The sequence below is a fragment of the Streptomyces sp. URMC 127 genome (assembly GCF_051386535.1).
Taxonomy (GTDB): Bacteria; Actinomycetota; Actinomycetes; order Streptomycetales; family Streptomycetaceae; genus Streptomyces.
Genome location: NZ_JBPQTW010000187.1, coordinates 1 through 13,788, shown reverse-complemented (window position 1 = coordinate 13,788; position 13,788 = coordinate 1). Strand labels below are relative to the sequence as shown.

Annotated in this window: 17 protein-coding genes; 10 read left to right on the top strand and 7 right to left on the bottom strand. The window is 74.1% G+C overall.

Annotated features, from left to right (window positions below):
* Positions 1-45: 45 nt before the first annotated feature.
* Positions 46-1,089 (bottom strand): aldo/keto reductase, encoded by a 1,044-nt coding sequence (locus ACSNOH_RS27500; RefSeq protein WP_436724123.1) that lies wholly within the window; start codon positions 1,087-1,089, stop codon positions 46-48.
* Positions 1,090-1,186: 97 nt separating this feature from the next.
* Here ACSNOH_RS27500 and ACSNOH_RS27495 point away from each other — a divergent pair, with 97 nt between their 5' ends.
* The 3 genes from ACSNOH_RS27495 to ACSNOH_RS27485 all read left to right on the top strand — a co-directional run bounded on the left by ACSNOH_RS27495 (position 1,187) and on the right by ACSNOH_RS27485 (position 3,148).
* Positions 1,187-1,846, top strand: coding sequence for a TetR/AcrR family transcriptional regulator C-terminal ligand-binding domain-containing protein (locus ACSNOH_RS27495; protein ID WP_436724122.1), 660 nt, complete (start codon positions 1,187-1,189; stop codon positions 1,844-1,846).
* Between the two features lie 102 nt (positions 1,847-1,948).
* Positions 1,949-2,608: a dienelactone hydrolase family protein gene (locus ACSNOH_RS27490; RefSeq protein WP_436724120.1), complete on the top strand. Its 660-nt coding sequence runs from the start codon at positions 1,949-1,951 to the stop codon at positions 2,606-2,608.
* 138 nt (positions 2,609-2,746) lie between these two features.
* Complete coding sequence (locus ACSNOH_RS27485; protein WP_436724119.1) at positions 2,747-3,148, top strand: ATP-binding protein; 402 nt, start codon at positions 2,747-2,749, stop codon at positions 3,146-3,148.
* Positions 3,149-3,184: 36 nt separating this feature from the next.
* Here ACSNOH_RS27485 and ACSNOH_RS27480 read toward each other — a convergent pair whose 3' ends face one another.
* Positions 3,185-3,598, bottom strand: a complete 414-nt coding sequence (locus ACSNOH_RS27480) for a hypothetical protein (RefSeq protein ID WP_436724118.1) — start codon at positions 3,596-3,598, stop codon at positions 3,185-3,187.
* A gap of 142 nt (positions 3,599-3,740) precedes the next feature.
* Here ACSNOH_RS27480 and ACSNOH_RS27475 point away from each other — a divergent pair, with 142 nt between their 5' ends.
* The 5 genes from ACSNOH_RS27475 (at position 3,741) to ACSNOH_RS27455 (ending at position 8,082) form a co-directional block, all read left to right on the top strand.
* Positions 3,741-4,841 carry a polyprenyl synthetase family protein gene (locus ACSNOH_RS27475; protein ID WP_436724117.1) on the top strand — a complete coding sequence of 367 codons (1,101 nt, stop codon included), beginning with the start codon at positions 3,741-3,743 and terminating at the stop codon, positions 4,839-4,841.
* Between the two features lie 207 nt (positions 4,842-5,048).
* Complete coding sequence (locus tag ACSNOH_RS27470; protein ID WP_436724116.1) at positions 5,049-5,369, top strand: DUF6083 domain-containing protein; 321 nt, start codon at positions 5,049-5,051, stop codon at positions 5,367-5,369.
* 108 nt (positions 5,370-5,477) lie between these two features.
* The gene (locus ACSNOH_RS27465; RefSeq protein WP_436724115.1) at positions 5,478-6,590 is read left to right on the top strand and encodes a PP2C family protein-serine/threonine phosphatase; all 1,113 of its coding nucleotides are present in this window, start codon (positions 5,478-5,480) and stop codon (positions 6,588-6,590) included.
* Positions 6,591-6,645: 55 nt separating this feature from the next.
* Positions 6,646-7,548 carry an ATP-grasp domain-containing protein gene (locus tag ACSNOH_RS27460; protein ID WP_436724114.1) on the top strand — a complete coding sequence of 301 codons (903 nt, stop codon included), beginning with the start codon at positions 6,646-6,648 and terminating at the stop codon, positions 7,546-7,548.
* 9 nt (positions 7,549-7,557) lie between these two features.
* The gene (locus ACSNOH_RS27455; RefSeq protein ID WP_436724113.1) at positions 7,558-8,082 is read left to right on the top strand and encodes a GNAT family N-acetyltransferase; all 525 of its coding nucleotides are present in this window, start codon (positions 7,558-7,560) and stop codon (positions 8,080-8,082) included.
* Between the two features lie 44 nt (positions 8,083-8,126).
* Here ACSNOH_RS27455 and ACSNOH_RS27450 read toward each other — a convergent pair whose 3' ends face one another.
* Positions 8,127-8,405 carry a DUF1540 domain-containing protein gene (locus ACSNOH_RS27450; protein WP_436724124.1) on the bottom strand — a complete coding sequence of 93 codons (279 nt, stop codon included), beginning with the start codon at positions 8,403-8,405 and terminating at the stop codon, positions 8,127-8,129.
* A 219-nt stretch (positions 8,406-8,624) separates the two neighbouring features.
* On the opposite strand from ACSNOH_RS27450, the gene ACSNOH_RS27445 reads away from it, so the two are divergent.
* A complete protein-coding gene (locus tag ACSNOH_RS27445) occupies positions 8,625-9,230 on the top strand; it encodes a GNAT family N-acetyltransferase (protein ID WP_436724112.1) in 606 nt (201 codons plus the stop codon).
* Here the strand turns inward: ACSNOH_RS27445 and ACSNOH_RS27440 are convergent.
* Positions 9,190-9,582: a DUF5997 family protein gene (locus ACSNOH_RS27440; protein ID WP_436724111.1), complete on the bottom strand. Its 393-nt coding sequence runs from the start codon at positions 9,580-9,582 to the stop codon at positions 9,190-9,192. The genes ACSNOH_RS27445 and ACSNOH_RS27440 overlap by 41 nt on opposite strands.
* 58 nt (positions 9,583-9,640) lie before the next feature.
* On the opposite strand from ACSNOH_RS27440, the gene ACSNOH_RS27435 reads away from it, so the two are divergent.
* Entirely contained in the window at positions 9,641-10,453 is an 813-nt protein-coding gene (locus ACSNOH_RS27435; protein WP_436724110.1) for a LysR substrate-binding domain-containing protein, read from the top strand.
* 21 nt (positions 10,454-10,474) lie between these two features.
* Here ACSNOH_RS27435 and ACSNOH_RS27430 read toward each other — a convergent pair whose 3' ends face one another.
* From ACSNOH_RS27430 to ACSNOH_RS27420, 3 genes are all read right to left on the bottom strand, one after another.
* Positions 10,475-11,743 (bottom strand): DUF1266 domain-containing protein, encoded by a 1,269-nt coding sequence (locus ACSNOH_RS27430; protein ID WP_436724109.1) that lies wholly within the window; start codon positions 11,741-11,743, stop codon positions 10,475-10,477.
* Positions 11,744-11,911: 168 nt separating this feature from the next.
* Positions 11,912-12,343, bottom strand: a complete 432-nt coding sequence (locus ACSNOH_RS27425; RefSeq protein WP_436724108.1) for a phosphatase domain-containing protein — start codon at positions 12,341-12,343, stop codon at positions 11,912-11,914.
* Between the two features lie 47 nt (positions 12,344-12,390).
* Positions 12,391-13,671 (bottom strand): sulfite oxidase, encoded by a 1,281-nt coding sequence (locus tag ACSNOH_RS27420; RefSeq protein ID WP_436724107.1) that lies wholly within the window; start codon positions 13,669-13,671, stop codon positions 12,391-12,393.
* Between the last annotated feature and the right edge of the window lie 117 nt (positions 13,672-13,788).

Genomic DNA, 13,788 nt, shown 5'->3' with positions numbered 1-13,788 from the left:
GCCCGGTGAACGGGCGGGGCGAAGGCGGGCGCGCCCGCGGCCGGGCTACGCCGGGCGCCGCAGCGGGTGCGGGTTGAGGCGGGAGAAGCCTTCGCGCTCGTAGGGGAAGTAGGGGTACGGAGCCTGCTTGGCGCTCGCGGCGTCGAGCCGTGCCACCTGGTCGGCGGTCAGGTTCCAGCCGACCGCGCCGAGGTTCTGCCGCAGTTGCTCCTCGTTGCGGGCGCCGATGATGACCGAGGAGACGGTCGGGCGCTGCAGCAGCCAGTTCAGGGCTATCTGAGGGACGGTCCTGCCGGTCTCCCCGGCGATCTCGTCGAGGACGTCGACCACGCGGAACAGGAGCTCGTCCTCGACGGGAGGCCCGTAGTCCGCGGTCGCGTGCAGGCGGCTGTCGGCCGGAAGGGGCCGGCCGCGGCGGATCCTGCCGGTGAGCCGTCCCCAGCCGAGGGGGCTCCAGACGACGGCGCCGACGCCCTGGTCGAGGGCGAGGGGCATCAGCTCCCACTCGTAGTCGCGGCCGACGAGAGAGTAGTAGACCTGGTGGGCGACGTAGCGCGGGTGGCCGTGCCGGTCGGCGGCGCCGAGCGACTTCATCAGCTCCCAGCCGGCGAAGTTGGAGACGCCGGTGTAGCGGAGCTTCCCGGCCCGCACGAGGTCGCCCAGGGTGGAGAGGACCTCCTCCACGGGGGTCCCGGCGTCGAAGGCGTGCAGCTGGAAGAGGTCGATGTAGTCGGTGCCGAGGCGCCGCAGGGCGTCGTCCACGGACTTGACGAGGCGTGAGCGGGAGGTTCCGGCGTCCGCCGGGCCGTCGCCCACCGGCAGCCCCGCCTTGGTGGAGATGATCACCTGGTCCCGGCGCCCCTTGATCGCGGCGCCGAGCACCTCTTCGGAGGCGCCGGCGGAGTACACGTCGGCGGTGTCGAACATGTTGAGGCCCGCGTCGAGGCAGATGTCGACGAGCCGGCGCGCCTCCTCGGCGCCGGTGTCGCCCCACGCTCCGAAGAGCTCGCCGCTCCCGCCGAACGTGCCCGCGCCGAAGCTCAGCGCCGGAACCATCAGTCCTGAAGCGCCCAGTCGTCGGTATTCCACAGCGGTTCCCTTCCCCTCACCATTATCGGGACGTCCGTCCCGTTAGGATGGGTTCACCGTAACAGAGATCAAGCGCTAATGGAATGGGAGTCCCGTTATGACGTCCAGAAGTCCGGGGAGTTCCGGCAGGGCCGGGGGTCCAGGCAGTCCGGAACCCGGGAGTCTGCGCCCGGGCGGGCGCACCGCTCGCGTACGCGCCGCCGTACTGCAGGCAGCAGGTGACGCCCTGGCCGAGGGCGGGCTCGCGGGACTCGACCTCGCCGACGTGGCCCGCCGCGCGGAAGTCGGCCGTACGACCGTCTACCGCCGCTGGGGCACGCCCGCCCACCTCGTCGCCGACCTGCTCGCGGACATGGCCGAGCAGTCGCTCCCGCGCACCGAGACGGGCACCCTGCTGGGCGACCTGCGCGCCAACGCCCGCCTCGTGCAGCGCACCCTGGCGGACGCCCGGCAGGGCGCGCTGTTCAAGGCAGTGATCGCCGCCGCGACCTGTGACGAGGAGGCGGCCGCGGCCCTCCGCCGCTTCTACGACACCCGGGTCACGGAGTGGGAGCCCTGCGTACGGCAGGCCGTGGAGCGGGGCGAACTGCCCGCGGGGACGGACACCCGCGAGGTCGTCCGCGCCGTCTCCGCGCCCCTCTACTACCGCCTGCTGACCACCGGTGAACCGCTCGACGAGGCGGCGGCGGAGCGCGCGGCCGTGGCCGCGGCGGCAGCGGCGCAGGCCGGGGCCTTCGCCGGTACGGCCACTTCCTGAGGGGATCCCCGCATGCGCCCTCATGGGCACGACGCTTGCCCGGCTGGTCGGGACACCCGCACGGAGAGAGGCTGGAGGAGAGCAGGGAGAGGGTGAATCGCGATGACCTCCGAGGCAGTGCGCATACCCGCGGGCGACGCCGGGCTCGCCGGCGACCTCGTCGTTCCCGGACCCGTCCGGTCGGTCGTGCTGTTCGCCCACGGCAGCGGCAGCTCCCGGCTGAGCCCGCGCAACCGGGCGGTGGCCACGGCGCTCCAGCGCTCCGGGCTCGCGACGCTGCTGATGGACCTCCTGACCGAGCAGGAGGAGGAAGTCGACGCCCTCACGGCCGGGCACCGCTTCGACATCGGCCTGCTGAGCGGCCGCCTGACGGCGGCGATCGGCTGGCTCGGCCGCTACCCGGCCACGACGGGCCTGGCGGTGCACCTGTTCGGGGCGAGCACGGGCGCGGCGGCCGCGCTGACAGCGGCCGCGCAGCAGCCGGACGAGGTGCAGTCGGTGGTGTCGCGCGGCGGCCGCCCGGACCTCGCCGACGACGCGCTCGACCGCGTACGGGCGCCCGTCCTGCTGATCGTGGGCGGCGAGGACCGCGAGGTGCTGCGGCTGAACCACGCGGCAGCGGACCGGCTGCGAGCGCCCCACGAGGTCCATGTCGTGCCCGGCGCCACCCATCTGTTCGAGGAGCCGGGGGCGCTGGAGGAGGTGGCCGAGGTGGCGTGCCGCTGGTTCCTGCGGCCGCCGCAGCCTCCGGGCGAAGCTTGAACGGAGCGTGAGCGGAACGGGGGGCGAAGCGTGAACGGAGCGTGAGCGGGACCGGGGACGGACCGGGCAGCGCGTGTCCGCGGGGCCCGACGGTCGTTCTCGTGACGAGAGCCCCCTCGCATCTCCGGAGGAGACCTGATGCGCCGAGCCCTTGCCACCGCCGCGCTGGCCGCAGCCGCCCTCACGCTGGGATCGGCCACCGCCTCCCAGGCCGCCGACCGGCCGAAGCCCTCGGACCTGGGCGAACTGGCCGCCATCGACGCCGGCAGCCCGGGTGACAGCGTCGACGGGGTCGTCCGGAAGGCGACCGCCGTCGTGGGAGCGTCGGGGAGCGAGCTGATGAAGCAGGCCGTCCCGGCGGCGGGCAAGGCGGCCGGCTCGGCGGTGAAGCAGGCGACGGATCCGATCCAGCGGACCGTCGGCACGGCGGCGGGGGCGGCGGGACGCGGCGTGGGCGACACGATGACGGCGTCGCAGGGCAGGTCTGCGCCGAGCACGCTCCCGGCCCCGCTCCCGGTCGCCGGCCTGCCGACGGGCTGACGCCTCCCGGGCACGCCCGCACTCCTGCCCCGGGCCTCACCCCCCGGCGGCGCAGACCACGAACGCCCGCATCGACTCGCTGCCGTTGCCGGCGTTCGTGCCGCGCGCGACCCATTGCGGGCCCTGCGCGAAGGAGTCGGTCAGGTAGACGTGGTGCGCGGAGGTCTCGCCTCCGCCGCCGACCGGCACACGGCCGACCGGACAGACCGCCACGGCGGGGGCGTTCGCCCCCGGCCCGACTTCGACGGGCTCACCGAAGACGTGCAGGAATCCCCCCGCCTCCACACCGGACCGGGCCGCCTGCCGCGGGGCGAGGCGGGGCGTGGACGCGAAGCCGTGCGCCTTCTCGTGACCGCTGTAGGGCTCCCGCTCACTGTGCGCGTCGGCGCTCGCCACGCCGCAGACAAGGGCGGCGGCGGCCGCACAGGCAAGGCTGGCGATACGTTTCATCGATGACCCCCTCGAACGTCCGGAACCAGCAATTCCACAATGCTACGTAGAGTGTTGATGCGGTGACAAGACGTAGCGCCGGTATCTCCCCCTCTCACCTCCCGCCCGCTCACGCCTCCCGGACTGCTGGAAGGCTGGGCCCATGAGCACCACGCACCCTGCGCACCCCACGACCGCGGCGGCCGCCCGGGAACGGCTCGCCGGCTACCGGCACCGCTTCGACGCCCGCTTCGCGGCGTACTTCGACTCCCTCGCCGGGAACCTGGACACCCCCCGGCTCAGCCGCTTCACGCCCCGCTGCCTGGAGCTCCTGCGGGACCTCTCCCTGCGCGGCGGCAAGCGCCTGCGGGTGGCACTCCTGTACGAGGCGGCGCGGCTGGTGACCGACGAGGAGGCGCCCGGCCTGGCGGAGGCCGCCCTCAGCATCGAACTGCTGCAGACGCACGGGCTGATCCACGACGACATCATCGACGACGGCGCCGTGCGCCGCGGCGGCCCGTCCACGTACTACGCCTACCGCCGGGAGTTCCCCGAAGACCCGCGGACCGCGCTGGGGCTCGCCGTACTGGCGGGCGACCTCGCCGCCTTCCTGTCGATGCAGGTCCTGCTGGAGGCCGACGCGCCCGCCGGGGTCAAGCAGGCCATGCTGGAGGTGCAGTTGCGCGCGGGCGCGGAGACCGTCGCGGGCCAGATCACCGACCTGGAACGCGACTTCGAGCCCCTCCCGTCCGAAGACCTCCTGCACACCGTGTGCGAATACAAGTCCACCCGGTACTCCATCCTCGCCCCGCTGCGGCTCGGCCTGCTGGCCGCGGGGGAGCAACCGGCCGCCCACGACGAACGGCTGCGCCGCTACGCGACCCTCGCCGGCATCAGCGGGCAGATGCGCGACGACTACCTCGACCTGTTCGGCGACGAGCACACCCTCGGCAAGTCCCCGGGCTCCGACATCCGTTCCGGGCGCCGCAGCTACGCCGTCCGCGCCGTCCTGGCCGCCGCGACCCCCGCGGAGCGCGCGGTGGTGGAATCCGCGCTGGGCGACCCCGGCTGCACGGCCGGCACGATCGACCGCGTACGCCGCATCGCCCGCGACCACGGTGTCGACGAGGAACTCCGCTCCTCCATGCGCCACTACGCCGAAGCCGCCGCCTCCGAGGCCTCCGCCTGGCACCCGCACTGGCGCCCGGAAGCCGTCTCCTTCTTCGAAGGCCTGCCCTTGTGGAACGTGCAGCGCGCGCACTGACACCGAGGCGAAGCCGCCCCGGGACTCCAGCGAGGTCTTGCCCGGGAAGCTCCGGCAAGACCTCGCCACCGGCCGCCCGCCCTGTGCACGCGCGCGCCGCACGGCACCCCTCCAGCCGACCGGCAGCACACCCGCCGCCTCACTCACCAGCACAAACGACCGGCGAACCCGCTGTGCCGGCGCCGGCGGTCAGGCAAGCTCCCTGGGATGGGGGTCAACTGCACCACACCGGACGCGACATGTCCCGAGTGCGGCCATACGCAGGAGCTGCGGCCCGTCGTCACCGGCGGGTGGATCCGCCTCGACACCCAGGCGGTCCCCGCCTCCGCAGTGAGCGATGAGGGGCTCCGCTGGTACGTCACCGCCGACGGATTCGCCGTCGCCGGCGGACAGGGGAACGGCGGCGACTGCTACCTCGAACACCGGCAGGTCTGCAGCCGCCGGCGCCACCCCGCCCACCTGGACCCCATCTTCACGGCTGTCTGGGCCTGCAACCGGGGGCGCGACGGACTGCACGTCGAGGACTGAGGCCGAGCGTCCGCGCTGAGCCATACGGGCGCCTCATGACTGGCAGGCCCCACCGCGCCCGAGGATGCTGGAGCGTGTCGTACGGCGCGGAAGAGCGGGAGCGGGCACGTGAGGGCACCGGGCACGGAGCGTACCGGCGTCGGGCGCTGGTGCCTGCGTCACCTGCAGTGGATGCCCGCCTTCCTGCTCGTCGGCGGCGCCGCCCTCGACTACAACACCCCGCCGCACTTCAGCGCCGAGGCCTTCTACACCGCCGCGCCGATGTCGGCCGCCGCGCTGCTGTCGCTGCGGGCGACGATCCTGGCGGGCATCGGCGCGTGCGCGGCGGACACCGCGCTACTGATCCACTTCGGCTTCCTCTCGGACTCGGGCGGGCAGAGCGAGCTGGCGACCGTCGCGACGGTGTCGGCCTTCGCCGTCGTCGTCAACCGCCTCATGTACTACAGCGCCGTACGGCTGCAGTCGGCGCGCAGGATCGCCCTCGCCGTGCAGCGCGCGGTCCTTCCGCAGCCGCCGGCGTCGATCGGCCCTCTGCGGATCGCCGTGCGCTACCAGTCGGCCGTGAAGGACGCGCAGATCGGCGGTGACCTGTACGGCGTGCAGGACACCCCGTTCGGCGTGCGCTGCCTGGTCGGCGACGTGCGGGGCAAGGGCATGGACGCGGTCAAAGCGGTGGACGTCGCCCTGGGAGTGTTCCGGGAAGCCGCCGACGACGAACCCTCGATCGCCACGATCGCGGCGCGGCTGGACCGGGCCCTGCGCCGGGAGGCGGACCGGCGCAGGGGGGTCGAGCGGACGGAGGGGTTCGTCACGTGCGTGCTGGCCGGCATCCCGCCCTCCGGCGACGAGCTGCTGCTGCTCAACCGCGGCCACCCGGCGCCCCTGCTCCTGCACGGCGGGCAGGCGCGCTACGCGGAGCCGGCCGAACCGGCCCTCCCCCTCGCCCTGGCGGACCTCGGCACGGCCGGGGACCGGACCGAGACGGTGCCCTTCCCGCCGGGCGCGACGCTCCTGCTCTACACCGACGGCCTCACCGAGGCCCGGGACCGCGCCGGGGTCTTCTACGACCCCGGCGCCAGGCTGACCGGGAGGGAGTTCTCCGGCCCGGACGCCCTGCTCGACGCCCTCCTCGACGACGTGGGCCGCCACACGGGCGGCTGCATCACCGACGACCTCGCCCTGCTCGCCATCACCCGCATCGCAGGCACTGAGGGCGCCTAGCGGCACACGCGCGCACGCGCGCGTACGGGTGAGCGTCACCCGTTAGGGTGCCCGCATGGCGCCTCTGATCCTCTTCTGCAGCGACCCGCTCGGCCCCCGCCGGGCGGACCCGCACTTCGCGGACGAGGCGCGCGCCGCCCGCGAGCAGGGCCTGCGGACCGCGCTCATCGACCACGACGCGCTGCTCGCCGGGGATGCCGAGGGCGCCGTCCGCGGTGTCCCGCGCGGGGCGGGGCACGCCTGGTACCGGGGCTGGATGGTGCCGTCCGGCCGGTACGCGGAGCTCGCGGCCGCGCTCGCCGCCCGCGGGGTCACGCTGCTGACCTCGCCGGAGTCCTACCGCCGCGCGCACGAACTGCCCGGCTGGTACGCGGCCTTCGCGTCCGCGACCCCCGCCAGCGCATGGCTGACCGCCCGGCCCGGCCGTGCCCCGGCCGCCGCGGAGCTCGCCGGGCTCGCCGAGCGCCTCGGCAGCGGCCCGGGCATCGTCAAGGACTTCGTCAAGTCCCGCAAGCACGAGTGGCACGAGGCCTGCTACGTCCCCGACCTGGCCGATACGGAGCGGCTGACCGCGGTCGTGGCCCGCTTCGTCGAGCTCCAGGACACCTTCCTCACGGGCGGCATCGTGCTGCGCGCCTTCGAACGCTTCACCGGAGCCGGCGAGGCCCGCGCGTGGTGGGTGGACGGCCGGCCCGTTCTCGTGACTGCCCACCCCGACCGCCCCGAGCTGCGGCCGGCGCCTGCGCTCGACGCCGTGGTGCCCCTGGTGGCCGCGCTGGGCTGCCGCTTCGTGACGACCGACCTCGCCGAGCGCGAGGACGGGGTGTGGCGGGTGGTGGAGGTCGGGGACGGCCAGGTCAGCGACCTGCCCCGGGACACCCGCGCGAACCCGCTGTTGCGGGCCCTGGCCCTCGCGAACGCGGACACCGCCCCGTCCGGGGACGACGCACACCGGTAGCCTGCCGCCATGCTGACCGGTGATCTCGTACGACTCAGGCCCCTCGAACCTTCCGACGCCGAGAGCATGTGGCGCTGGAACAACGACCCCGAGATCGGGCGCTGGATGTACGGCGGCCCGCCGGAATCGCTGGCACAGATCACCGAACGCTTCGCGGCCCTCCCGCGGAATTCGTACGCGAGCACGTTCCTCGGTGTCGAGCCGCTCGGCGAGCAGCGGCTGATCGGTTCGGTGCGGCTGCGCGACGCCGCGCCCGAGAGCGGAGCGGCCGAACTCGACCTCCGCATCGGCGACAAGGACTTCTGGGGCCGCGGCTACGCGACCGACACCGTGCGCGTGATCTGCCGGTACGGCTTCGACGAGCTGCGCCTGCACCGCATCGCCCTCACCGTTGTTGCCGACAACGAGCCGGCGCGCCGCGTCTACGAGAAGGCCGGCTTCGTCGAGGAGGGCCGGCAGCGGGAGTGCTTCCGCCGGGACGGCAAGTGGCACGACATGATCCTCATGGGCCTCCTCGAAGGCGAACTGCGCTGACCGGACCGCGGGTCTGCTCGTGGCCGGGGAACGCTCGCCCGCTGCTATCTCGCCGTGAAGGTCAGGCAGTCCGCCGCGGCTCCCAGGGCGGCCACCGTGATGCCGGGGGCCTGGCACTCCAGGCCGACGTTGTGCAGGCACCCGGCCATCTTGCAGGCGCCGACCCGGCCGGTGGACGAAGCGTCGCCGCCCTTCGAGGGATGGAGGAAATAGGTGTCGCAGTGGGCGTGGGCGGAGTCGCCCACGGTGATCGCGAGTGCGTGGCAGGCGCTGTCCTGGTTGTAGGCGCACTCGTCCACCTGACACACGCTCACCTGAGGCATTTCCACGGCGCTTCTCCTCGGCATGACGTCCCGGCCGGCCACGGTCCGTCCCCGGTCCCCAGCCACGGTCTGTTCCCCCGACGCCTTCCTCGGGTGCCGGAGGGTGACACCGGTGGCCCCGGTGGTTCACCCGGAAGCCGGATCGGCGGGCGGCGTGGTACGTTTCCGGTACCACTTAAGCCTCCGGGTCGCGGATCGTTCCGCGCGGAGGCTTTTTTCATGCCTGCATACCGATCAGTTCTGTCCGTACACCCCGCCACCGATGCCGACCGTCCAGCGCTGGAACGCCTGTGGCTGCTGTTCCGGCATGACATGTCCTCGTTCGACGGCTCGCTGCCCGATCGCGACGGGACGTTCCGCAGGGACCGGCTCGACGCTGCCCTCTCCGGCTCCGGCGTCGGCTCAGGCGTCGGCTCCGGCTGGGCGGCGTACGTGCTGCGCAGCGGCCCGTACGCCGCGGGCCTGGCGTTCGTGCGCGGCCTCGGCGGCCCGGCGCGCGTGATGAACAGCTTCTTCGTGGCCCGCGGGGCGCGCGGGAAGGGGGCGGGTCTGCTCGCCGCCCGGGAGGTCGTGGCCCGTCACCCGGGCCCGTGGGAGATCCCGTTCCAGGACGCGAACGCGGCCGCGGTGCGCTTCTGGCGGCGCGTGGCCGCCGAGGTCGCCGGCGACGCCTGGGCGGAGGAGCGCAGGCCCGTGCCGGGGCGGCCGGACCTGCCGCCCGACGTGTGGATCTCCTTCACCGGCGGCGCCGGCAGCGGCTCCGGGCCGGGGCCGGGGGCGGGGCTCAGGAGCCCTGCGCCGCCTCCTTCGCCTGCTTCTCCTTGATGCGCGCGGCTTCCTTGCGGACCTCGGCCTGGGTGGCGCGCTCGCGCTGCAGCCACTCGGGCATGTCCTTCTTCAGCGCGTCGATCTGCTCGGTGGTGAGGGGGTCGGTGATGCCGCCCCGGGCGAGGCCGGCGATGGAGACGCCCAGCTTCGCCGCGACCACCGGCCGGGGGTGGGGGCCGTTGCGTCGCAGCTCCTGCAGCCACGCGGGCGGGTCGGCCTGCAGAGCGTTCAGCTCGCTGCGCGTGACGACCCCCTCCTGGAACTCGGTGGGGGTGGCCTGGAGGTACACACCCAGCTTCTTCGCCGCGGTCGCGGGCTTCATCGTCTGGGTGGTCTTGTGCGACGTCATGGTGTCAAGGGTATTCGAGCATGTGCGCTACCTCGACCACGACCGGTAGCCTGGCGGGGTGACAGGCTCGGAAGTTTCCCCTTCGTTCCGGCTCGCGTATGTCCCGGGAGTGACGCCCGCCAAGTGGGTGCGTATCTGGAACGAGCGGCTGCCCGGCATCCCTCTGCACCTCGTCGCGGTCCCCGCCGCGGAGGCGTGCGACGTGCTGCGGGGCGGCGGGGCCGACGCCGGTTTCGTCCGGCTGCCGCTGCCGGCCGACCGTACGGACTTCAGCGCGATACCCCTGTACACCGAGACCACGGTCGTCGTGGTTCCCAAGGACCACGTCGTGGCGGCCGTCGAGGAGGTCTCCTCGGCGGACCTGGCCGACGAGATCGTGCTGCACCCCCTCGATGACGTGATCGGCTGGGAGCGGCCGCCGGGGCGGCCCGCGATCGAGCGCCCGGCCACGACGGCGGACGCCGTCGAACTGGTGGCGGCGGGGGTGGGCGTCCTCGTCGTGCCGCAGTCGCTGGCCCGTCTGCACCACCGCAAGGACCTCACGTACCGGCCGCTGACGGACGCCCCCCAGTCGCGGGTCGCCCTGTCGTGGCCCGAGGACGCGACCACCGACATGGTCGAGGACTTCATCGGGATCGTCCGCGGGCGGACGGTCAACAGCTCCCGCGGCCGTGCCCAGGCGAAGGCAGAAGCCCCCGACAAGACGGCCAAGACCACCAGGACCGCCAAGGCGCAGCCCAAGGGGAAGCGTCCCGGTGCGGGCGGCGCCCAGCGCAAGGCCACGGCCGGCAGGGCTGCGGGCAAGGGGCCGCGGGGCGGCTCCGGCGGCGGCGCCAAGCGCGGCGGCGGCAAGCCCCGCCGCCGGTCGTAGCAGCCTCGCGCCGCGGTCAGCTCACGCCCCGGTTGCCGGCTCCTTGAAGGGCACCGTCCGCCAGGGGCTGTCCGGGTCGGCGGTCAGGGCGCGGTGCGCGTCGAGGACCGTCGTGTACCAGGGGCCGAACTCCTCGTCGTCGAAGTGCAGGCACCGGCCGAGTATGTAACCGGCGGAGAACTCCTCCCACGACTCGTACGCGGCCCGCGCGGCGCCGGAGGCCCGCTCGATCGCCGCGTGCATCTCGGCCTCCGTCGCGTAGCGCGCGCCCCGGCCCCAGCGGGCCATCTTCGAGCCCCGGCCGATGTCCCAGGCTGCGACCGTGCGCACCAGGCCGTCGGGCGGCAGCAGGCCGTCGGCGCGGAACCGGGCCTCGTAGCGCAGCACCTGGCCCACCAGCTCGCGCAGGTGCGCGACGAACCCGGCGAAGTCGGGGTCGTCCGTGCAGTCGCCGTTCTCCTGGGCGCGGGCGCGCACCGTGGCCTCGACGGTGTCGCGCCACCGGGCCGGGTCGACGCGGCCGCCGCCCTGCGCCCGGAGCAGTGCGGTCCGCGCTCCCAGGACGAAGTCCCAGTACCAGGGGCTCACGTCCTGGCCGAGGAGGCGCTCCTGCGTCTGCAGCCAGTCCTCGCGGCTGTGCACGCCCCAGTCGCGGGCGATCCGCTCGGTCTCGCCGCGGTAGCCCATGCCGTGCCAGTGGAGGGTGTTCCACGCGTCGCCGTTGCGGAAGCACAGGTGCGCGCCGCAGGCCAGGCCGTGCAGCAGCGGGCCGGGGGCGGGGGCACCGGTGCGGCGGGTCACGACGCGGTCCATCAGGTCGTCCGGGGAGAACAGCTCGTGGTGCAGGTCCAGCCACACCTCGCGCTCCTCGTCGCTGATGAGGAAGTACTGCTCGCAGGGCGTGGCCACGTTGGCGGCGAGGACGTCCACGCCGTCGGGGACGATCTGCGCGAGCGCGCCGAGGGTGGCGTACTCGTAGACGAGGAAGGGGTGCGGGCGCGGCAGCATGCCGGCGGTGTAGACCTGCAGGACGGTGCGGCCGTCGGGGGTCTCGATGGTCAGCATGGGGTGCTCGTCCTCGCCGGCGGCCGCTGCCTCATCGAGACGGACGGGGTAGTAGACGCCCTCGATCGCGAGGGTGCGCAGGTAGGCGTACGAGTCGTCCGACCGCGTCACCTTGTGCAGGTACTGCTCCACGTCGGTGGGGGCCTGCCAGCGGGCGCCGCCCTCCGGTGCCGGGACGAAGGGGAAGATCTCGTCGTGGGCCTCGTCCTGGGCTGCGGCGTGCATGGGACTCCTGTTCGCTCCGGTCCGGCCGGCCGGTTCCGGCTCAAGATCGTCCGAGTACGGTAGCGGTGACGATCCCGGGTGCGGGGAGAGGGGTTGAGGAGCGTCCGCAGCATCCCGGCGCCCGCTGCGACGGCGCCGATGCGGACCAGGGCGCCCGTCCCGCCCGCGTCACGCGGTGAAGCGCCGTACGTAGCGTTTCTGCCAAGGGGTTTCCACGGCGTGCCGGTCGTAGTGGGCCCTGACGTAGGACACGGCTCGGGCTGCGGGGACGCCGTCCAGGACGGCCAGGCAGGCGAGGGCCGTGCCGGTGCGGCCCCGGCCGCCGCCGCAGGCGATCTCGACGCGTTCGGCGGCGGCCCGGGTCCATGCCTCGCGGAGCGCGGCGCGGGCCTCGGCGGGGCTGCTGGGCAGCCGGAAGTCCGGCCAGCGCACCCACGTGGCCTCCCAGGGGACTTCGGGCGGCTGTTTGCCGAGCAGGTACAGCGCGAAGCCGGGCTGCGGCCCCTCGGGGAGGGGGCGGCGCAGGCCGCGGCCCCTGACGAGGCGTCCGGAGGGCAGTTGCAGGATTCCGGCCTCTCCGGCCGTCCACGTCTCGGTCACGCCGCCGAGGTTACGCCCGGAAGCTCAGGCGCCGGCCCCGGAGCTCTTCACGGGTCTCGGACCACGCGGACCGGGTGGCGGACCACCGCGTCGAAGAAGAAGCCCTGGTCGTTGGGGACGGAACGGAAGGGCTGCACGGTGCCCGCCGTGTCCGTCGCGCGGGCCATGAGGCGGGCCGGCCCCGGCTCGTGCGGCTGCCAGGGGACGCTCCAGCGCACCCAGCCGCCCGGCCGGGGCGCATCGTGCAGGCGGGCCTCCCGCCAGGAAGCGCCGTCGTCCGCGCTGACCTCCACCCGGCGCACGCCTCCTCCCCCGGACCACGACCGCCCCGTCAGCCGGTGCCTGCGGCCCGCCGCGAACTCCGCCCCGGGGGCCAGTTCGAAGGCGCTGCGCACGGGCTGGCAGGTCAGGGGAGCGCTGCCGCCGCGCGGGTGGGCGGAGCCGAAGAGGCGGTAGAAGACGGTGTTCCAGGGGGAGAACAGCGGGCGGTCGGACACCTCGATGTCCCCGACCCACTTGACGGAGGCGATGCCCACCCACGAGGGCACCACCAGCCGCACGGGGCGCCCGTGGTCGGGCAAGAGCGGCAGGCCGTTCATCTCGTACGCGAGCAGGACGTCGTCGAGGGCCTTCGCCACGGGCATCGGCCGCCGCACCCGCCCGTAGTCGGTCCCTCCCGCGGTGTACCGCGGATCGAGGCCGCGCGGCATCACGTCCACCGCACGCCGCGACAGGCCCGCAGCCCGCAGGACGTCCGCCAGGCGCACGCCCCGCCAGCGTGCCGCGCCGACCGCGCCCATCGTCCAGGGAGTGCCGCTGACCCGGTCGCCCTGCTGGGTGGCGAAGTAGCTCCGGCCATTGCCCGCGCACTCCAGGACCGCGCTCGACGTCACGGCGGGCAGGGACCGCAGGTCGTCGTAGGAGAACTCCACCGCCCGGCCGCGCAGTCCGCCGCCCCACACCGTGAGGCGCCAGCGTGCGGGGTCGAGGACGGGAGTCGAGGTGTGGTTGCGGACGAAGAACCGGTCGACCGGTGTGTGGTAGCCCGTGCCCCGCAGGGCCTGCCAGTTCGTCTCGGCGTTGGTGTCCCGTACGGTGAACAGCTCGGCGGGCAGGGGCTTGACGATCCCGGGCCTCCCGGCGGCCGCCGCGACACCCGCTCCGGTGCCGGTCCCGGCGGCGGCGAGCCCCGCCGCCGCTCCCAGCAGACGCAGCACGCCCCGGCGCGAGAGCCCCTCCCCCGCCGCCTCGCCCGCCAGGAACTGCCGCAGCCTGGCACGGTCGTAGGCGTGCTCGCAGGCACCCGGTCCACGTATGTCGGTCCCCATCTCCCTGACTCCTCCCCGGAGGCGCGAAGGGCCGGCCGCGGACCCCACCACACGCTAGGACACGCCCAACCGCACTGTCCCCATCACAATTCGGCCGCGCCCCTGTCTCTTATACAC